The 19,746-nt window shown below is 68.1% G+C and carries 20 protein-coding genes; 13 read left to right on the top strand and 7 right to left on the bottom strand.

The genetic code is table 11. The features are described 5' to 3' along the window. Window positions 1–27: 27 nt before the first annotated feature. The 8 genes from K3U93_RS19235 (at window position 28) to K3U93_RS19200 (ending at window position 7,730) form a co-directional block, all read left to right on the top strand. Window positions 28–813 (top strand): DUF3159 domain-containing protein, encoded by a 786-nt coding sequence (locus K3U93_RS19235; RefSeq protein ID WP_083012665.1) that lies wholly within the window; start codon window positions 28–30, stop codon window positions 811–813. A gap of 154 nt (window positions 814–967) precedes the next feature. Next, the gene (locus K3U93_RS19230) at window positions 968–1,723 is read left to right on the top strand and encodes a dienelactone hydrolase family protein (protein WP_083012663.1); all 756 of its coding nucleotides are present in this window, start codon (window positions 968–970) and stop codon (window positions 1,721–1,723) included. A gap of 12 nt (window positions 1,724–1,735) precedes the next feature. Continuing rightward, window positions 1,736–2,008 (top strand): DUF6295 family protein, encoded by a 273-nt coding sequence (locus tag K3U93_RS19225; RefSeq protein ID WP_071512420.1) that lies wholly within the window; start codon window positions 1,736–1,738, stop codon window positions 2,006–2,008. 34 nt (window positions 2,009–2,042) lie between these two features. Next, window positions 2,043–2,786 (top strand): DUF427 domain-containing protein, encoded by a 744-nt coding sequence (locus K3U93_RS19220; protein WP_083012672.1) that lies wholly within the window; start codon window positions 2,043–2,045, stop codon window positions 2,784–2,786. A 371-nt stretch (window positions 2,787–3,157) separates the two neighbouring features. After that, window positions 3,158–4,789, top strand: a complete 1,632-nt coding sequence (locus K3U93_RS19215) for a long-chain fatty acid--CoA ligase (RefSeq protein ID WP_083012661.1) — start codon at window positions 3,158–3,160, stop codon at window positions 4,787–4,789. 118 nt (window positions 4,790–4,907) lie between these two features. Further along, window positions 4,908–5,963 (top strand): NAD(P)H-dependent amine dehydrogenase family protein, encoded by a 1,056-nt coding sequence (locus K3U93_RS19210; RefSeq protein ID WP_083012670.1) that lies wholly within the window; start codon window positions 4,908–4,910, stop codon window positions 5,961–5,963. Between the two features lie 23 nt (window positions 5,964–5,986). Then, entirely contained in the window at window positions 5,987–6,853 is an 867-nt protein-coding gene (locus K3U93_RS19205) for a class II glutamine amidotransferase (protein ID WP_083012659.1), read from the top strand. A 10-nt stretch (window positions 6,854–6,863) separates the two neighbouring features. After that, on the top strand, window positions 6,864–7,730 hold the full coding sequence (locus tag K3U93_RS19200) for a patatin-like phospholipase family protein (protein WP_083012657.1): 867 nt from the start codon (window positions 6,864–6,866) through the stop codon (window positions 7,728–7,730). Between the two features lie 14 nt (window positions 7,731–7,744). On the opposite strand, the gene K3U93_RS19195 is transcribed toward K3U93_RS19200, so the two are convergent. Together K3U93_RS19195 and K3U93_RS19190 are read right to left on the bottom strand one after the other, a co-directional pair. Next, window positions 7,745–8,779, bottom strand: a complete 1,035-nt coding sequence (locus K3U93_RS19195) for a patatin-like phospholipase family protein (protein ID WP_083012654.1) — start codon at window positions 8,777–8,779, stop codon at window positions 7,745–7,747. Window positions 8,780–8,869: 90 nt separating this feature from the next. Continuing rightward, complete coding sequence (locus tag K3U93_RS19190) at window positions 8,870–9,313, bottom strand: lipoprotein LpqV (RefSeq protein WP_071512413.1); 444 nt, start codon at window positions 9,311–9,313, stop codon at window positions 8,870–8,872. 112 nt (window positions 9,314–9,425) lie between these two features. Between K3U93_RS19190 and K3U93_RS19185 the strand changes: the two genes are divergently transcribed. Then, window positions 9,426–10,025, top strand: a complete 600-nt coding sequence (locus K3U93_RS19185) for a cupin domain-containing protein (RefSeq protein ID WP_083012652.1) — start codon at window positions 9,426–9,428, stop codon at window positions 10,023–10,025. Then, the gene (locus tag K3U93_RS19180) at window positions 10,022–10,459 is read left to right on the top strand and encodes a rhodanese-like domain-containing protein (RefSeq protein WP_071512412.1); all 438 of its coding nucleotides are present in this window, start codon (window positions 10,022–10,024) and stop codon (window positions 10,457–10,459) included. The genes K3U93_RS19185 and K3U93_RS19180 overlap by 4 nt, the downstream gene beginning before the upstream one ends. Window positions 10,460–10,473: 14 nt before the next feature. On the opposite strand, the gene K3U93_RS19175 is transcribed toward K3U93_RS19180, so the two are convergent. The 3 genes from K3U93_RS19175 to K3U93_RS19165 are packed head-to-tail and all read right to left on the bottom strand — an operon-like array spanning window position 10,474 to window position 14,081. Then, complete coding sequence (locus K3U93_RS19175) at window positions 10,474–12,249, bottom strand: alpha/beta hydrolase (RefSeq protein WP_083012649.1); 1,776 nt, start codon at window positions 12,247–12,249, stop codon at window positions 10,474–10,476. Between the two features lie 9 nt (window positions 12,250–12,258). Next, window positions 12,259–13,032 carry an enoyl-CoA hydratase gene (locus K3U93_RS19170; RefSeq protein ID WP_071512410.1) on the bottom strand — a complete coding sequence of 258 codons (774 nt, stop codon included), beginning with the start codon at window positions 13,030–13,032 and terminating at the stop codon, window positions 12,259–12,261. Window positions 13,033–13,043: 11 nt separating this feature from the next. Beyond that, complete coding sequence (locus tag K3U93_RS19165; RefSeq protein ID WP_083012647.1) at window positions 13,044–14,081, bottom strand: enoyl-CoA hydratase/isomerase family protein; 1,038 nt, start codon at window positions 14,079–14,081, stop codon at window positions 13,044–13,046. Window positions 14,082–14,308: 227 nt separating this feature from the next. Between K3U93_RS19165 and K3U93_RS19160 the strand changes: the two genes are divergently transcribed. Next, window positions 14,309–15,148, top strand: a complete 840-nt coding sequence (locus K3U93_RS19160; protein ID WP_071512456.1) for a Bax inhibitor-1/YccA family protein — start codon at window positions 14,309–14,311, stop codon at window positions 15,146–15,148. A 127-nt stretch (window positions 15,149–15,275) separates the two neighbouring features. Beyond that, entirely contained in the window at window positions 15,276–16,121 is an 846-nt protein-coding gene (locus K3U93_RS19155; RefSeq protein WP_139797213.1) for an endonuclease domain-containing protein, read from the top strand. Between the two features lie 62 nt (window positions 16,122–16,183). On the opposite strand, the gene K3U93_RS19150 is transcribed toward K3U93_RS19155, so the two are convergent. Further along, window positions 16,184–17,401, bottom strand: coding sequence for an acetyl-CoA C-acetyltransferase (locus tag K3U93_RS19150; RefSeq protein WP_071512407.1), 1,218 nt, complete (start codon window positions 17,399–17,401; stop codon window positions 16,184–16,186). A 75-nt stretch (window positions 17,402–17,476) separates the two neighbouring features. Continuing rightward, entirely contained in the window at window positions 17,477–18,430 is a 954-nt protein-coding gene (locus tag K3U93_RS19145) for an SGNH/GDSL hydrolase family protein (RefSeq protein ID WP_139797212.1), read from the bottom strand. Window positions 18,431–18,674: 244 nt separating this feature from the next. Here K3U93_RS19145 and K3U93_RS19140 point away from each other — a divergent pair, with 244 nt between their 5' ends. Next, complete coding sequence (locus K3U93_RS19140; protein WP_083012640.1) at window positions 18,675–19,742, top strand: alpha/beta hydrolase; 1,068 nt, start codon at window positions 18,675–18,677, stop codon at window positions 19,740–19,742. The last annotated feature ends 4 nt before the right edge of the window (window positions 19,743–19,746 follow it).

The raw sequence follows: 19,746 nt of genomic DNA, 5'->3' as shown, positions 1-19,746 counted from the left end.
CATCCGTCACCCATAAACTGACCCATCGTGGGCATGCTGTTTGGCTTGGCGCCGTGGATCGTCTATTGGGTGCTGGTCGGTAACGTCCCGTTCGCCGCGGCCGCACTGATCGCCTTGGCGATGGCCGTCGCCGCGTCGGCAATCGGCTACGCCACCGGCAAACCATGGCGCCCGCTCCAAATCGGCGCCGTCGCAACGTTTCTGGTGCTGACGGTACTGACGTTTACGCTCGGCGACGCGTTCAACCTGCGGTGGATCCAGCCGCTGAGCAATGCCGGGATCTTCCTGGTGGCGCTCGTTAGCCTGCTGATCGGCCAGCCGTTCGTGCGTGAGCCCGCCGCCACGGAACAGCCCGATGACGTCGTCAAGACCCAGCTTTTTAGCCGGATCGTCAATCGCCTGACCTGGATCTGGGTCGCGGCGTTCGCCGGCATGACGGTGTCCTCGGCGATTCCGCCGGTCGTGCAGGGAGAAGACGCCACGATCCTCGACACGAAGACCCCGTTGTCGTTCGTTTGTTACTGGGTCATTCCGTTCTCGCTGTTGGGCCTGGCGGCGCTGGCGTCGCGGTACCTGCCCGACCGGATGCTCGTCGGGATCGACGACGTCGAGCGGGAAACCTCGTTCGTCGCCTACGACGAAGCCACGATCGATGAGCTGTATTACCTCGCCCAGGAACACGCCAACCGTGAGGTGGGGCCCGGTAAGGAGGCCTACAACGTCAAGGTCGGCGGGATGGGAACCCCGCTGACCGGAGACGAGTCCCGAAAGTCGTGGCCGTCCACCTACAAAGTGCGCGACAAGCAGCGCTAAACGAGGAAGCTGGCAGCCTGCGCTGCGACGGGCGACCGGCCCGAGATCACTGACCTGTGCCCCGCTCGACCATCGCATGGTTCGGATACGTTGGGTTCAGCGGGGCCCACCCATACATGCCGCATTCCGTTGCAACCAAACAAGGAGCATCGCGATGAACGCGCCCAGTCCAGACGCCATCCGCGCGGAAACGATCACCATCACCGGCCACGGCGGCGACGAGATCGAGGCCTACCGGGCGATGCCGCTCGCCGAGGGATCGCGCGGCGGAATCGTGTGGATCCACCACATGCCCGGCTATGACCGCGAGACCAAGGAGTTCGTCCGGCGCCTCGCCGTCAACGGCTATTACGCGGTGGCCCCGAACCTGTATTCGCGCGAGGCGCCGGGAGCCGCGCCCGACGACGCCGCCGCGGCGGCGCGGGCCGCCGGCGGGGTGCCCGACGAGCGACTCGTCGGCGATGCTGCAGGCGCGGTCGAGCACCTGCGTTCCCTGCCGGGCGCGAACGGGAAGTTCGGTGTCATCGGGCACTGCTCGGGCGGGCGGCATGCGTTCCTGGCGGCCTGCTCGCTGCCGTTCGACGCCGCGGTGGACTGCTACGGCGCCTTCATCGTCGAGGATCGGCCCGAGGGCATGCCCAAAGCGCTGAAACCGATCCTGCACCTGGCGCCGAACCTGAGCTGTCCGCTGCTGGGGCTGTTCGGAGTCGAGGACAAGTTTCCGGCGCCGGCCGCGGTGGCCGCGCTGGACGCCGAGCTGACCCGGCTGGGCAAGGCGCACGAGTTTCATTCCTACGAGGGGGCGGGCCACGCGTTCTTCTCCGTCGACCGGCCGGTGTATCGGGTGGAGGCGGCGGTGGACGGCTGGCGCCGCATCGACGAGTTCTTCGCGACCCATCTGAAAGGTTAGGTTTCGGCAGCCATGTGCACCTATCTCACCGAGCACGTGCAGGTCGACGGCAGCGGCAAGGGCGCGACGGGGTGGTTCGGCGCCAGCCGCGCGACGGTGTATGTCGACCACCCGGTCCACGCGCCCTACGGCCACACGGTCAACATCGACGTCATCAATCCCGACCTGGGCCCGTCGGCTCGGGTCGCCCTCGAACTCACCGAGGAAAGCGCGCTGGCGCTGGCCGACGCCATCCGAAAAGCGATCACCCACGCGCCGGCCGGGCTGGCCTCCAAGGACCAGTAGGTGCCTTGTGACCGCCGAGCGTGACTACCCGCAAATGGCCGCCACCCGCGGACGGATCGAACCCGCGCCGCGTCGGGTGCGTGGCTATCTCGGCCACGAACTGGTCTTCGACACCACCGCGGCCCGCTACGTGTGGGAAATCCCGTATTACCCAGCGTATTACGTGCCGCTGGCGGATGTGCACACGGAGTTCCTGCGCGACGAGGACCACCCGCAGAAGGTGCAGTTTGGTCCGTCGCGGCTGCACTCCCTGGTAGGCGGCGGGCGGACCTACCGATCGGCGGCGCGGGTGTTCGACGCCGACGGCGACAGCCCGGTGGCGGGCGCCGTGCGATTCGAATGGGATCCGTTGCGGTGGTTCGAGGAAGACGAGCCGATCTACGGCCACCCGCGTAACCCGTATTCGCGGGTCGACGCGCTGCGCTCACACCGGCATGTCGGGGTCGAACTCGACGGAATCCTGCTGGCCGACACCAGATCTCCCGTGTTGCTGTTCGAAACCGGTTTGCCCACAAGGTATTACATCGATCCGGCCGACGTCGCCTTCGAGCACCTGGAGCCCAGTCCGACGCAGACGCTGTGCCCGTACAAAGGGGTGACGTCGGGCTACTGGTCGGTGCGGGTTGGCGAGACCGTGCATCCGGACCTGGCGTGGACGTATCACTATCCGCTGCCGGCGGTCGGCCAGATCGCCGGCCTGGTGGCCTTCTACAACGAGAAGGTCGACATCACCGTCGACGACACCGCATTGCCCCGACCGCGGACCCAATTCGGCTAGGTGTAGCGCACCCGCGTGGGCCTGCGTCGGAGGGTTTGCCGGTCATGCCGCCATAGTGCCGCCGTTGGGGTGAAATTAGGCCTCTCCGCAAGTTTTTCGCCGCAATCTGTCGCTAACACGCCCGCCGAGTGGCGACCTTTTTGCTGCCGAACTGGCTTGATCCGCGGCCGCCAGTGTCGCGCAGAGTCGTCGCGCATGGACCTCAGCAAAGGAGGTTCCGGCGTAAGCAGTGATCGACCTTATCGACAAGGTTGCGCATCGGGGCGGGCGCGCCGAGCCGCGGTAACCGGTGTCCGCCCGGCTGTTGGGTAAGCATGCCTTGTCGGGGAGACCCGTTTCTCATAGCCGCGCGCGGCGATAGCATTCGCTCGATGGACAGCACGATGCAGGACTTTCCGTTGACGATCACCGCGATCATGCGGCACGGCTGCGGTGTCCACGGGGAGCGCACGGTCACCACCGCCACCGGGGACGGTTACCGGCAGACCACCTATCGCGAACTGGGACAACACGCCGCCCGATTGGCAAACGCCTTGCGCCGCCTCGGCGTTACCGGCGACCAGCGGGTGGCGACGTTCATGTGGAACAACGCCGAACACCTGACGGCCTACCTCGCGGTGCCGTCGATGGGCGCCGTCCTGCACACCCTCAACATCCGCCTCTTCCCCGAGCAGATCGCCTACGTCGCCAACGAGGCCGAAGACCGGGTCGTGCTGGTCGACGTGTCGCTGGCCGGGCTGCTCGCGCCCGTCCTCGGCGGCCTCGAGACCGTGCACACGGTGATCGTGGTCGGGGAGGGCGAGACGGGGCCGCTGCGGGAATCGGGCAAGACCGTGCTGAGCTATGCCGAATTGATCGACGCCGAATCCCCCGACTTTGAGTGGCCGCGCATCGACGAGAACTCCGCGGCCGCAATGTGCTACACAAGCGGCACCACCGGCAATCCGAAAGGTGTTGTCTACAGCCATCGTTCGAGCTTCCTGCACACCATGGCCGCGTGTACCGTCAACGGCATCGGCGTCGGGGCCACCGACAGCGTGCTGCCGATCGTGCCGATGTTCCACGCCAACGCGTGGGGGTTGCCGTACGCCGCGCTGATGGCCGGCGCCGACCTGGTGCTCCCCGATCGCCACCTCGACGCCCGATCGCTGATCGGCATGGTCGAAGACCTGCGGCCCACGGTGGCGGGCGCGGTGCCCACCATCTGGAACGACGTCCTGCACCGCCTCGAGGACCACCCCGACCACGACATGTCGTCGCTGCGCCTGGTGGTCTGCGGCGGGTCGGCCGTTCCGGTCTCGCTGATGCGCACCTTCGAGGAGAAACACGGCGTCCAGATCCGGCAGCTGTGGGGCATGACGGAGACGTCGCCCATGGCCACCATGGCCTGGCCGCCGCCGGGCACCCCGGCGGACCAGCACTGGGCGTTCCGCGCGACCCAGGGCCAGCCGGTGTGCGGGGTGGAAATGCGGATCGTCGACGACGACGGCCGGGTGCTGCCCAACGACGGCGACGCCGTGGGTGAGGTGGAGGTTCGCGGTCCGTGGATCGCCGGCTCGTACTACCTGGGACGCGACGACTCCAAGTTCGACTCGGGCTGGCTGCGCACCGGCGACGTGGGCCGCATCGACGAGCGGGGCTTCATCACCCTGACCGACCGGGCCAAGGACGTGATCAAGTCCGGCGGTGAATGGATCTCCTCGGTCGAGCTGGAGAACTGCCTGATCGCGCACCCCCATGTGCTCGAGGCCGCGGTCGTCGGGGTTCCCGACGAGCGGTGGCAAGAACGACCGCTGGCGGTCATCGTGGCCAAGCAAGATGCATCGGTCAGCGCCGAACAACTGCGAATGTTCCTCGCGGATAAGGTGGTTCGATGGTGGTTGCCCGAGCGGTGGGCGTTCGTGGACGAGATTCCCCGCACCAGCGTGGGCAAGTACGACAAGAAAGCCATCCGGTCGCGGTACGCCGAGCACGGCTATTGGGTGATCGAGGCCCGCGACTGAGCGCCGGCATCCCCCGCGAGCAGACGCGGAATCGCATAGCTTCGCCGGCAAGCGTGCGATTCTACGTCTGCTCGCGAGAGAAGAAAGTCTCGCGAGAGAAGAAAGGAAGTGGGTGTACATGCTGCGGGTCATACAGTGGGCAACCGGGTCGGTCGGCGTGGCGGCGATCAAAGGCGTGCTCGATCATCCCGAACTCGAACTCGTCGGCTGCTGGGTGCATTCGGAGGCCAAGAACGGCAAGGACGTCGGCGAGATCATCGGCACCCCGCCGCTCGGCGTGACCGCCACCAACAGCATCGACGAGGTGCTCGCGCTGGACGCCGACGCGGTGATCTACGCGCCGTTGCTGCCCAACGTCGAGGAAGTCGCCGCGCTGCTGCGCTCGGGCAAGAACGTCGTCAGCCCGCTCGGATGGTTCTACCCGAGCGAAAAAGAAGCCGCCCCGCTCGAGGTGGCCGCCCAGGCCGGCAATGCGACGCTGCACGGCGCCGGCATCGGGCCCGGGGCGGCCACCGAGCTGTTCCCACTGCTGTTGTCGGTGATGTCCACGGCCGTGACTTTCGTTCGCTCCGAGGAGTTTTCCGACCTTCGCACCTATAACGCGCCGGACGTGCTGCGCTACGTGATGGGCTTCGGCGGAACCCCGGACAGCGCATTGACCGGGCCGATGCAAAAGCTGCTCGACGGCGGCTTCATCCAGTCGGTGCGGCTCTGTGTCGACCGGTTGGGCTTCGCCGCCGATCCCGAGGTCCGGTCGTCGCAGGAGGTGGCCGTCGCGACCGCCCCCATCGACTCGCCGATCGGGGCGATCGAGCCCGGGCAGGTCGCCGGGCGCCGCTTCCACTGGGAGGCGCTGGTCGGCGACGCGGTGGTCGTGCGGATCACCGTGAACTGGCTGATGGGATCCGAAAACCTCGACCCGCCTTGGTCTTTCGGGCCCGCTGGAGAACGCTACGAGATCGAGGTGCGCGGCAACCCGGACACCTTCGCGACCGTCAAGGGATGGCAGCCCGAAAGCGTGCAGGCGGGGCTGGAGAGCAACCCCGGGATCGTCGCGACCGCCGCCCACTGCGTCAACGCGGTCCCCGCGACGTGCGCCGCCCCGGCCGGCATCCAAAGCTTCTTCGATCTGCCGCCGATCACCGGCCGGGCCGCGCCCTGGTTGGCGCGCTGAGGACTGCCGGTACGGTCGAGACCATGTGCCGACTTTTCGGCTTGCACGCCGGGACGGACGTTTGCACCGCGACGTTTTGGCTGCTGAACGCCCCGGACAGCCTCTCCGAGCAAAGCCGGCGGAACCCGGACGGCACGGGACTGGGCGTCTTCGACGAGCGCGGCCTGCCGCAGCTGCACAAGGAGCCGATCGCGGCGTGGCACGACACGCAATTCGCCACCGAGGCACACGAGCTGACCGGCACGACCTTCGTCGCCCACGTTCGTTATGCGACGACCGGGTCGCTCGACGTCCGCAACACCCACCCGTTTTTGCAGGACGGCCGGATCTTCGCGCACAACGGCGTGGTCGAGGGGCTCGACGTCCTCGACGAACGGCTGCGCGAGCTCGGCACCGACGACCTGGTCCTCGGCCAGACCGATTCGGAGCGGGTGTTCGCCCTCATCACCGGGTCGATCCGCGCCCGGGGCGGCGACGTGGCGCCCGGGCTGGTCGACGCCATGAGGTGGCTGGCGGCGAACGTGCCCATTTACGCGGTCAATATCCCGCTGAGCACGGCCACCGACATGTGGGCGCTGCGCTACCCGCAGACCCACGAGCTCTATGTCCTGGACCGACGCTACGAGCACCGAACCACCGAATTCGACCTGCGCACCCACCGAATCCGCGCGCGGTCAGAGCATCTGTGCACCCGCTCGTCGGTGGTGTTCGCCACCGAACCGATGGACGACGACCCGCGCTGGCGTCCGCTCGAGCCGGGAGAGCTGGTCCACGTCGACGCCGGGCTGCAGATCACCCGCGGTGTGGTGTTGCCCGACCCGCCCACGCATCCGCTCCGCCGCGCCGACCTGAGCCTGCAGGTCCAGCAGGCGCAGCACACGTCGGTGTGAGGCGCCGGACGTGGCAACCAGACGCGCGCTCGTGCTCGCCGGCGGCGGAATAGCCGGAATCGCTTGGGAGACAGGAATTTTGCGCGGTATCGCCGACGAGTCGCCGGCGGCGGCGCGGCTGCTGCTGGATTCGGACGTGCTGGTGGGGACCTCGGCGGGTTCGGCGGTCGCCGCGCAGATCGGCGGCGGCACGCTCGAGGCGCTGTTCGACCGGCAAGTCGCCGAGTCGTCGGCCGAGATCGATTCCGGCGTCGACGTCGACGACATCGCCGGACTCTTCCTGGCCGCCCTGCGCGAACCCTACGACACGACACTGGACAGGACCCGACAGCAGATGCGGCGGATCGGGGCCGTCGCGCTGGCGACCAAAACGGTTGCCGAGCCCGTCCGGCGCCGGGTGATCGCGCGGCGCCTGCCGTCGCACGACTGGCCGGACCGGGCGCTGCGGCTCACCGCGATCGACGTCGCCACCGGCGAACTCGTCGTTTTCGACCGGGAGTCGGGTGTCGAGCTGGTCGACGCCGTGGCGGCCAGTTGCGCGGTGCCGGGGGCGTGGCCACCGGTGACGATCGCGGGCCGGCGCTACATGGACGGCGGCGTTGCCAGCTCGGTGAACCTCGCCGTGGCCGGCGATTGCGACGAGGCCGTCGTGCTGGTGCCCTCGGGTGTGGACGGGCCGTCGCCGTTCGGCGACGGCCCAGCCGCCGAGATCGCGGCGTTCGCCGGCAAAGCGTTCGCGGTGTTCGCCGACGAGGACTCGCTGACGGCCTTCGGGCCCAATCCGCTGGATCCGCGCTGCCGCGTCGCGTCGGCGATGGCCGGACGCGACCAGGGCCGCCGCGAAGCGCGGGCCGTGGGGCGGATCCTGGGCGTCTGACACGCCCCGGCGGCTCAGCCCTCGATCGCGGGCGGCGCCGCCCGGTCCGGCTCGGCTTCGAGGCCGTCCAGGGCCCGGTTGGCCAGCGCCCGGCCCGCGGCGATCACCTCCGCCGCCCGGTGAAATTCCAGGCTTCGGCACGTCGAGCGCGGCACCTCGATCAGCAGGTCGGGCGGGTAGGCCGCCAGCGTGTGACGGGCCAGCGCGGATTGGGCGATGTCGATCGTCCGGTTCATCACCTCGAAGCTGCCCAGCTTCGGCACCCCGGGCGCCTCGGCGATGTCCCCGGCGCCATCGAGCTCGGCGTCCGACCAGCTTTCCGGTTCCCCGCCGCCGAACCGGCTCAGGACGGCCCGCGCGGTCGGCCGGTCCAGCAGCGCCGAGGTGCCGCGCATCATGCGGTTCAACCACTCGACGGTGACGCCGGGCTCCGCACCGCGGTTGTCCCCAATGCGACCGACCTCGCCGCCGCTGAGGCTCACCGCGACGGTCAGGTCGGCGTTGACCGCGGCGATCGGGGCCATCGGCAGCGGATCCAGGATGCCGCCGTCGGCGAGCAGCCGCCCGTTGACTTCGTGCGGGGCGATCACCCCCGGGATCGCGATGGACGCCCGGATTGCCTCGTCGACGGGACCGCGCTGAAACCACACCGACCTGCCGGCCAACAGGTCGGTCGCGACCGCGGTGTAGGGGATGGGCAGCTGCTCGATGGAGACCGGACCCAGGATGTCGCGCACCGCGTCGAGGATCTTTTCGGCCCGCATCACCCCGGCCGCGCTGATGGACGGGTCCAGTAACCGCAGGATGGTGCGCTGCGTCAACGACTTCGCCCAGTCGGCGAACTCGTCGAGGCGTCCGGCCGCTTGCAGGCCGCCGACCACCGCGCCCATCGATGAGCCGGCGACGCCCACGATGTCGTAGCCGCGCGCCCGCAGCGCCTCGATCACGCCGATGTGGGCGTAGCCGCGGGCGCCGCCGCTGCCGAGCGCCAGCGCCACTCGAGTCGGTGGTGACCGACGCGCCACCGCTGCGCCAGGTCCATCGGGCATGCGTTCATTTTGCGCGGCGGAACGCGTTCCCGGCGGCCGGGCCGGCACTTTTTTGCACCCGTGATCCCAATTGCACCGGGGTCTGCAGCGCTACCCGCATTCGTCGTTGGCGGCCGCGCGCGCGGCGGTGATCACGGCCGCCTGCCGGGCCAGCGTCAGGTCAGACCAGCGGGCATTCCAGCTGCCGGCGGTCCCCGTCGGCGACGCCTGAACCATCGCCAGATACGGCTCGATCAGCGACCCACCGGTCGGCGGCTGCGCTTGCATCCACACCTTTGCGGCATGACAGGCCTGGAAATACTCCTCCTCGGTCGAATCCGCGGGGACGTCGATCCTGGTCGTCACGCCGGCGGCGGAGAGCCCCACGGCGCCGGCCGGCGCCGAGGTCGGACCGCGGGGAATGTCCGACGGCCGCGCCGACGAGGACGTGGTCGGGCCGGGATGGGCGCCATGCGAGCAGCCCGCGACCGCCAACAAACCCGCCACAACAACCACCGCGCCCCGCAACAGCGGGCCATGACCGTACCAGCGCACGGATTCAATCTATGCAACACTGGCGGCCGTGATGGAGCGCTTCGGGCTTTGCGAGTGTTGTCGGCCGTAATACGCCGCCGCTCGCCCGATCCGTTCACCCTGGAGCTGCTCGATGCCTCTTCGCATTGCGACGCCTGTCGCTGACCCCGTGCCGCTGCGGTCATTGACCGTCTCGGCCCCGTCGTCGGGACCCACTCGGCTGCGGGTGCCCGACCTCCTGCATGCCACCGACCGGGCCGCCGACGACGTGCTCAGCGGACGCTGTGACCACCTGCTGCCCGCGGGCGGCGTACCGGAGTCGCGGCGCTGGTTCACCCGCATCCACGGCGACGACGAACTGGACATCTGGCTGATCAGCTGGGTTCCCGGCCGTCCCACCGAGCTGCACGACCATGGCGGGTCGCTGGGGGCGCTGACCGTGCTGTCCGGCTCACTGAACGAATTCCGTTGGGACGGGCGGGGTTTGCGACGCCGCCGGCTCGATGCGGGCGATCAGGCCGGGTTCCCGTTGGGCTGGGTGCATGACGTGGTGTGGGCGCCCAGGCCGGTACCTGGGCCGGTGAGCATCAACAAGGGCCCGGTGCAGCCGACCCTGAGCGTGCATGCCTACTCGCCGCCGCTGACCGCGATGTCGTACTACGAGGTCACCGACCGCAACAGGTTGCGCCGCCAGCGCACCGAACTGACCGATCAACCGGAAGGGCCGCAGTGAGCCGCATCGACCTTGTCCTGAGAGCGGCCCGCCGCCGGTATCGGCGCCTTGCGGCCGCCGAGGTGCCCGACGCGCTGCGGCGCGGGGCGATCCTCGTCGACATCCGGCCGCAGGCGCAGCGATTCCGCGAGGGCGAATTGCCGGGCGCGCTGGTGATCGAACGCAACGTCCTGGAATGGCGCTGCGACCCGACCAGCGACGCCAAGCTGCCCGAGGCCGTCGGCGACGACGTCGAATGGGTGATCGTGTGCTCGGAGGGCTACACGTCCAGCCTGGCGGCGGCCGCGCTGCTCGACATCGGCCTGCACCGCGCCACCGACGTCATCGGCGGCTACCACGCGCTGGCGGGCGCCGGTGTCCTGGACGAGCTGGCCGGCGGTTCGCCCGGCCCACGTCCGGGACCGCTGGCCGACGCCGGTCGCCGCTGGCTCTAACCGCGCCCTGGGCGCTAGCCGTTGGCGTGCAGCAACGGCCGCAGTTTGTCCGTTTTCTGCTGGGTCCACCCGGGCGGCGACAGCACCGCCGCCCAGCCGTTGGCGACGTCGGCGACGTAATGGTGGCCATGCCCGTCCGGCACGTCTACGGCCACCGCCATGTCGGCCGAGACTTGCAGGAACGTCACCACCGGGATCCAGCGGGTCTGGGGCAGCACGTCGTAGCCGCGTTTCTCGCGCAGCCAGTCCGGTTTGGCGAACAACAGGTCGCGGTTCCACCAGGCGATCGGATCGGAGGCGTGCTGCAGATAAACCACCCGCGGGTGGTCCCATGCGGCGTTCGGGCGCATCAAATCGCTTGCGCGAGCGACGAATCGGACGTTCTTGCCGTCGTGGTAGATCGGCAACCACTCCGGGGAACCGGCATCGCGGGTGGAGGTCAGGTCGGTCCAGATGGTGTTGTTGAACGTCGGCCCGCTGAACAAGGCTCCGTCGGTGCGGGCCAGGATGTTGTTGAGGCTCATGAACGGCGCCTCACCGCCGAACGATCCCAGGCTCTCGCCGAACACGACAAGCTTGGGGCGTTGTCCCTCGGGCATTTGGCGCACCAGCCGGTCGACGGCCTCGAACAGCGCCTGGCCGGCGTGCCGGGCGTTCTCCTTGTCCACCAGGAAGGACAGCCAGCTCGGCAGGAACGAATACTGCATGCTCACGATCGCGGTGTTGCCGTTGTACATGTACTCCAGCGCCGAGGCTTCGGCCTCGTTGATCCAGCCGGTGCCGGTCGTCGTCGCGACCGCGATCACGGCGCGCCGCAGCCCGCCCTCGCGCTGCAGCTCACGCGCGGCGAGTTCGGCGGCCGCGGTGATGCCGTCCGCGGAGTTCAGCCCGGCGTAGGCCCGGATCGGCTCGGTGGCCGGGGCCCCGTTGAACGCGGTCAGCTCGTCGACCCTGGGCCCGCCCTCGATGAAGATGCGGCCCTGGTGGCCCAGCGAGTCCCAGGACACCAGCGACTGCGGGCCACCGGACCGCAGCGGCGTCTTCGGCGGTGCGGTATCGGGATTCATCTCGTTGTTGACCGAGGCGAACGTGTTGTTCATGGTGCGCATCGCGAACTTGAGCACCACGCCGTTGAGCAGGGTGATCGACAGCGCCACCAGCAGCGCCACCACGATGGTCGCCGAAAGCCGAAACGGTGCGATCCGGTCGACCTGACCGACGAGAAAGGTGAACAGCCAGCGGATGAACTGACCGATCTCGACGAGAGCGAACAGCACCACCAGCGACAAGCCCGCGGCCACCGGGTAGTCGTACCACTTCAGGTGCTCGACACCCATCAGGTCGCGCACCTGGTCCTGCCAGACGTGGAACCAGATCGCCATCAGCACCATGCCGACCGCGCCGACCGGCACCAACACCGCCCACGCCCAGCGCGGCGGCGGCGGGCTGTAATCCTTGGCGCGCATGTACCGCACCAGCCAGACGCCGAACACGCCCAGCCCATAGCCGGTGGCGCCGGAGAACCCGCTGACCAGCCCCTGAAACAGCGCGCCCCGGGGCAGCAGTGACGGCGTCATCGAAAACCACACGAAAACCAGGCCGGCGGCGGTGCCGGTGAACGTGTAATGGCGAACCCACCAGGGCCTCTCGGGCCTGGGCTTTTCCGGGCCGGGCGTCGAAACTTCTTGGCCGGCTTCGGTTTTGGCTTCGGCGCCCGAGGACAGCTCCAACTCCTCGGAGGTGGCAGTCGATTTGTCGCCGGCAGTCGTCGCGGAGCCCGGTTCGCCCATGGAAGCGTCCTAGCGGTGGGTGAAGTTGGGGGCGCGCTTCTCGATGAATGCCGCCATCCCCTCGGACTGGTCGTGCGTCGCGAAGGTCGAATGAAACAGGCGGCGTTCGTAGAGAAGTCCTTCGGACAGGGTCGATTCGAAGGCGCGGTTGACGGCTTCCTTGGCCATCCGCGCCGCCGATCGCGACATCTGCGCGATGGTGGTGGCGACGGCCTTGGCCTCGGTGAGCAGGTCGTCGGCCGGCACCACCCGCGAAACCAGGCCGCTGCGTTCGGCTTCGGCGGCGTCGATGGTGCGTCCGGTCAGGATGAGGTCCATGGCCTTGGCCTTGCCGATGGCCCGGGTCAGGCGCTGCGACCCGCCCATGCCCGGCAGCACACCGAGTTTGATCTCCGGCTGGCCGAACTTCGCCGTGTCGGCCGCGATCAGCAGGTCGCACATCATCGCGAGCTCGCAGCCGCCGCCAAGCGCGTGTCCGGCCACCGCGGCGATCGTCGGGGTGCGGACGGCCGCCAGCTTGCCCCAGGCGGCGAAGAAGTCGGCGTCGAACGCGTCGGCAAACGCCAGGCCGGCCATCTCCTTGATGTCGGCGCCGGCCGCGAACGCCTTGGCCGAACCGGTGATGACGATCGCCCCGATGCCAGGATCGTTGTCCAATTCGGTTGCTGCACTGGTGACTTCGTTCATCACCAGGGTGTTGAGCGCGTTGAGCGCCTGCGGCCGGTTCAGCGTGATGATCCCAACCCGCTGATCGCGCTCGACGAGGATGGTTTCGTACGTCATGCCTTACCTTCCTAGAAACTCAGGTCGTCGTCGACCGGCGCGAAATACGCCTCGACGTCGGCCGTGGCGATTTCGGCCAGCGTCGCCGGCGACCACTTCGGATTGCGATCCTTGTCGATGAGCTGCGCACGGATGCCCTCCACCAGGTCGTGCGAGCGCACCGACGCGCTCGACACCCGATAGTCCTGAATCAGAACGTCTTCCAGTGTGCCCAGCTTGGCGGCGCGGCGCACCGCTTCCAGCGTCACGGACACGGCGATGGGGGAGCGGGTGGTGATCAGGTCGGCGGCCTCCCGGGCGGGTCCCGCGTCATGTGCCCGCAGGGCGGCGACGATGCCTTCGGCGGTGTCCTTGGCAAAGCACTCGTCGATCCAATCACGTTGTGCGGCAAGGGGGCTCGTTGGGGGTTCGACGGCATGACGGGCCAGCGCGGTCTCCACGCCGTCGGCGACGATCGCCGCGGTGAACGCGTCGAGTTCGCTATGCGGCACGTAGTGGTCGGCGAATCCCATTGCGATGGCGTCGGCGCCGGAAAACGGCGCCCCGGTCAGCGCGGCGTACAGCCCCAGCCCGCCCGGCGCGCGAGACAGCAAAAACGCCCCGCCGACGTCGGGGATGAACCCGATGCCCACCTCGGGCATCGCGACCTTCGAGGTGTCGGTGACCACCCTGGTGTTCGCGTGGCCGCTGACCCCGACACCGCCGCCCATCACGATGCCGTCCATCAACGCCACGTACGGCTTGCCGAACCGGCCGATCCGCCCGTTGAGCAGGTACTCGTCGCGCCAGAACCGCCGCGCCTCGACCCCGTCTTTACGGGCACTGTGGTAGACGGCCACCACGTCGCCGCCGGCGCACAGCCCGCGTTCGCCCGCTCCGGACAGCACCACGGCCCCCACCGCGTCGTCGTTCTCCCACCGGGTGAGGATTGCGCTCAGCGCGTCCACCATCTGCTGATTCAGCGAGTTGATCGCCTTGGGGCGGTTGAGCGTGATCAGGCCGATACCACCGTCGACGCGGGTCAATACCTCGTCGGATTCCCCAGTCACGCTCCAGCCTCCCGTCGCCGGCCCACCCTCGACCAGCAATCTAGATCGTTACTGGTGAAGCGGTAGCCGCGGGTAAGGTTTATGTTTGACCGGACAACAATGGCAGAGTTGGTCAAAGGCCGGGAATACCCAGGAAACGGCAGGTCCGCTGGGAACCCGACCGGGCTGCTGATCGTTGAGCAGGTGTTCGATAGCTCGAAGCCACAGTCATGAGAGAGGATCCGACGGTGCGGGAGACAAGTAACCCGGTATTTCGCTCGCTGCCGAAACAGCGAGGCGGATACGCGCAATTCGGCACTGGCGCGGCCCAGACGCAGGGCTATCAAGCCGATCCCTATGTCGCTCCGTACCAGGAGACCCGGGCCGCCCGTCCGCTGACCATCGACGACGTCGTCACCAAGACCGGCGTGACGCTGGCCGTGCTGACGACTTCGGCCGTCGTCTCCTACTTCCTGGTGGCGGCGAACGTCGCGCTGGCCATGCCGCTGACCCTCGTGGGTGCGCTGGGCGGCCTGGGCCTGGTGCTGGTCGCGACCTTTGGCCGCAAGCAGGACAGCGCGCCGATCGTGCTGAGCTACGCCGTCCTCGAGGGACTGTTCCTCGGCGCCATCTCCTTCGTCCTGGCGAACATCACGGTGTCGTCCGCGAACGCCGGCGTGCTGATCGGTGAGGCCATCCTGGGTACGCTCGGCGTGTTCTTCGGAATGCTCGTCGTCTACAAGACCGGCGCTATCCGGGTCACGCCCAAGTTCACCCGCATGGTGGTCGCCGCGTTGTTCGGCGTGCTGGCCCTCATGCTCGGCAATTTCGTGCTGGCGATGTTCAACGTCGGCGGCGGCGAGGGCTTGGGCTTGCGTAGCCCCGGACCGCTGGGCATCATCTTCTCGCTGGTGTGCATCGGCATCGCGGCGTTCAGTTTCCTGATCGACTTCGACGCGGCCGACCAGATGATCCGCGCGGGGGCGCCGGAGAAGGCGGCATGGGGCATCGCCCTGGGCCTGACCGTGACCCTGGTCTGGCTGTACATCGAGATCCTGCGCCTGCTCAGTTACCTGCAAAACGACTAGCTTCGCGTTGATGACTCTGCGCTGACCAGGCTCTTTACTCGCACTTTTGCCTGGTGGGCGCAGAGTCATCCCTGAAGGGGTGGGGCTGTGTCGGTGGGCGCTGGCACCATGCCCGCGCATGGGGGATGTGGGGAAGCGGCCGTTCATCGGCAGCGAGGCACTGACGGCGGGGATTGTCAGCTGGCATGAGCTGGGCAACTACTACACCGCGATCATGCCGAACGTCTATCTGGACAAGCGCGTCCAGCCGTCGCTGCGGCAACGCATTGTCGCGGCGTGGCTGTGGTCGGGCCGGAATGCGGTGGTCGCGGGCGCCGCGGCATCAGCGCTGCACGGCGCGAAGTGGGTCGATGCCGACGCATTGGTGGAATTGATCTGGCGCAACGCCAGGGCGCCGAGGGGTGTCAAGACCAGGGCTGACCTGTTGCTCGACGGCGAATTTCAGCTCCTCAGCGGCCTCGGTGTGACCACCAAGGAGCGCACGGCCTTCGACCTCACCAGGCGCGGAACCCTGGGTCAGGCGGTCGCCCGACTCGATGCGCTCGCTAATGCCACCGACTTCAAGGTCAACGACGTTAGGGAACTCGCCGGCCGACATCCCCACACCCGCGGGCTGCGCCAACTGGACAAGGTTTTGGATCTCGTCGACGCAGGCGCCCAATCGCCGAAGGAGACCTGGCTGCGGCTTTTGTTGATCAACGCCGGCTTCCCGCGGCCATCCACCCAGATCCCTGTCTTGGGGGTCGACGGCTATCCGCGGTACTTCCTCGACATGGGGTGGGAGGACATCATGCTGGCCGTCGAGTACGACGGCGAGCAACATCGGGTCAGCCGCGATCGGTTCGTGAGAGACGTCGAGCGCCTGGAGTACCTCCAGCGGATCGGCTGGACCCACATCAGGGTGCTGGCAGGGCAACAGGACTACGACGTGATCCGCCGGGTTCGGCGGGCCTGGAACGCGTTGACGCGATGACTCTGCGTCCACCAGGCTCTTTACTCGCACTTTTGCCTGGTGGGCGCAGAGTCAACGGCCAATTAGGAGAGCCGTTCGATGATCATCGCCATGCCCTGGCCGCCGCCGACGCACATCGTCTCCAAACCGAACGTCTTGTCGTGGGTCTGCAGGTTGTTCAGCAGCGTGGTGGCGATGCGTGCTCCCGTCATGCCGAACGGGTGGCCCAGGGCGATCGCCCCACCGGAGACATTCAGCTTGTCCTCGTCCATGCCCAGCTCGCGGGCCGAGCCCAGCACCTGCACCGCGAAAGCCTCGTTGATCTCGTACAGGTCGATGTCGTTGATCGACATGCCGGCCCTCTCCAGCGCCTTCTTGGACGCCTCGATCGGGCCCAAACCCATGATCTCCGGCGACAGGCCGCTGACCCCGGTGGACACGATGCGCGCCAGCGGAGTTAACCCCAATTCCTTGGCCTTCGTGTCGCTGGTGATCACCAGCGCGGCGGCGCCGTCGTTCAAAGGGCACGCGTTCCCCGCGGTCACGGTGCCGTTGGGCCGGAACACCGGTTTGAGCTCGGAGACCTTCTCGTAGGTGGTGCCCGGACGGGGGCCATCATCGGTACTGACGGTGCTTCCATCGGGCAGGGTCACCGGGGTGATCTCGCGCTCGAAGAACCCGCTCTTGATGGCCTCCTCGGCACGGTTCTGGCTGCGCACTCCCCAGCGGTCCTGCTCCTCGCGGGTGATGCCGGTCAGGATGGCGACGTTCTCGGCGGTCTGGCCCATCGCGATGTAGACGTCGGGGATGTTCCCATCAACGCGGGGATCGTGCCATTCGTCGGCGCCCGCTGCGGCGGCCGTGGAGCGCTCCTGGGCCTCCTCGAACAACGGGTTCTTGGTGTCCGGCCACGAATCGGAGTTGCCCTTTCCGAACCGCGACACGGTCTCCACGCCCGCCGAGATGAACGCATCACCCTCGCCGGCCTTGATCGCGTGAAAGGCCATCCGCGTGGTCTGCAGCGACGACGAGCAGTACCGGTTGACCGTGGTGCCCGGCAGGAAGTCGTAGCCGAGTTCGACGGCGACGACGCGCCCCATGTTGAAGCCGGACTCGCCGCCGGGCAGGCCGCAGCCCAGGATGAGGTCGTCGATCTGGTGCGGGTTCAGCGCGGGCACCTTGTCCAGCGCGGCGCGCACCATCTGCGCGGCCAGGTCGTCGGGCCGCATGCTGACCAGCGACCCCTTCATGGCGCGGCCGATCGGCGAGCGCGCGGTTGAGACGATGACGGCTTCGGGCATGACGGTTCACTCCAATGGGATGCGGGTTCGCTGGATAGCCGCGTGGTGTGTCCACCCCGACGGGCTAGCACAAATCTAGTCGGTACCGATCGGGCCCGACGACGACGGGGCGGGCACCGGGCGCCGCCACAGCCGCGACATCACGCTGAGTCGCGTGTGGCGCTGACCGAGCGCCGGCGCGGCCGACGGTGCCGGGTCGGCCACCGGGCGCTCGACCTTTTCGCCCAGCGCGTCGCACAGCGCCAGCAGCAGCGCTTCGGCGGCCAGCGCGTACGCGGTCGCGGAGGGGTGGTAACCGTCGGCGGAAAACATCAGCTCGGGCGAGGCCCGGAACTGGGGTGCCAGCAGTTGGGCCATCGAGACGGGCACACCGCCGGCCGCCCGCACCGCAGCGGTCTGGGCGCGGGCAAGCTGAAGGCAGCGCTCGTGTGCCAGGGAGCGAAGTGGCTGGGGGATGGCGGTGATCACCCCCAGGTCGGGGCAGGTGCCGACCACCACTACCGCGCTGCGAGCCCGCAATTTGCGGACGCTCAACGCCAGCCGTTGCGCCGACTGGCTGATGCCGTTGAGCGCCGTCACGTCGTTGGCCCCGGCCATGATCACCGCCGCATCCGGCGGCGGTCCCGCGATAAACATCGCGTCGACCTGGCCGCACAGGCCCTTCGACGTGGCGCCGACGATGGCCTTGGTGCTCAGCCGGACAAGCTTGCCGGTCCGCTCGGCGAGGCCGCGCGCGATCAGCACTCCCGGTACTTCCTCGGCGTTGACGCATCCATATCCGGTGGCCGTCGAGTCGCCGAAGATCATCAGGTGCAGGTCGGCGGGCATGCCGCGCCGCCATCGTGCCACCGGACGGCCGCCTCGGGTGTACACGCCGTCGGCGCGGGGCGGGATGTCCCAGGACTTCGGGATGACGGTGCGCGCGTGCGTCGCCTGGCCGACGAGCAGATTGCGCGCCCCCAGGTAGGCCGTACCCGTCGAGGCGAGCGCACCCGCTGTGGCCAGGGCGATCGTCGAACGACGCGGCACCCGTATGGTCACGGAATCAGTTTAGATCGGCTTCGGTGTTTGCGCGGACGGCTTATGAACAATGTGGTCACGTTGTGAATCAAATGTGGTATCAAATCAGATTCTTCAAACGTTCTACTTAAAAATGGCTGTCAAGCTAAGTTCAAGGGGTTGGCTGAACGCTTCGGCGAATCGGGCTTAACCGGACGCTTAGCTGCCTCGTCACATGCTGTTTCGCACTACGACGACGTAGGAAGTGTTGAGCATGACCGCACCGAGCAAGGTATCCGGTTCGCCCCGGAATGCCATTCGCCCACACGAGGTCCTCAAGGCACGTAGAGTTGAGGCACGCAGATTTGCAACCAGCGACGGCGCACCGGTCGAGGTCCTCGAATCGGGGCCCAGCGTTGCTGCACGAGTAGCCAATCTGGCGTCGCGACTGACGATCCGGCCGGTGCTGGCCGTCGGCAGCTACGTGCCCAACCTGCCCTGGCCCTGGAGCCTGATCGACGTCGCGGCGCGGGTGCTGCTTCCCGTGTCGGCCACCGTCCGCGAGACGGTGAACTTGCGCAATGCCTCGGCGCAGTTGGTACGCGCGCCTGGAGTGCTGCCCGCCGACGGCACCCGTCGCGTCGTCGTGTACTTGCATGGTGGCGCGTTTCTGACGTGTGGGGCAAACTCTCACGGCAGGCTCGTCGAAGCCCTGTCGAAGTTTGCTGATTCGCCGGTGTTGGTGGTCAATTACCGGCTGTTGCCCAAGCACTCGGTCGGGATGGCGCTCAACGACTGCCACGACGCCTACCGCTGGCTGCGCGAGCGCGGGTACGAGCCGGACCAGATCGTGCTGGCCGGTGACTCCGCGGGCGGGTATCTCGCGCTCGCCTTGGCGCAACGCCTGCAGGAGGAGGGCGAGGAGCCGGCGGCGCTGGTAGCGATCTCGCCACTGCTGCAGCTAGCAAAGGAATGTAAGCAGGCGCATCCCAACATCAAGTCCGACGCGCTGTTCCCCGCGAAGGCGTTCGACGCGCTCGTCGAGTTGGTTGCTAGCGCGGCCGAAAAGAACAAAGTCGACGGCAAGCCCGAAGAGGTCTACGAGCCCTTGGAGCACATCAAGCCCGGCCTGCCCCGGACGCTGATCCACGTCTCCGGATCCGAGGTGTTGCTGCACGACGCGCAGTTGGCGGCGAGCAGGCTGGCGGCGGTCGGTGTGCCGGCCGAGGTGCGGGTCTGGCCCGGTCAGGTTCATGACTTCCAGCTGGCCGCGCCGCTGGTGCCGGAGGCGATCCGTTCCCTGCGCCAGATCGGGGAGTACATCCGCGAAGCCACCGGCTAGCTGG

Origin of the sequence: Mycobacterium malmoense (assembly GCF_019645855.1) — a bacterium.
GTDB lineage: Bacteria > Actinomycetota > Actinomycetes > Mycobacteriales > Mycobacteriaceae > Mycobacterium > Mycobacterium malmoense.
The sequence above is the reverse complement of the archived record's forward strand: the minus strand, read 5'-3'. Positions and strand labels throughout refer to the sequence as shown.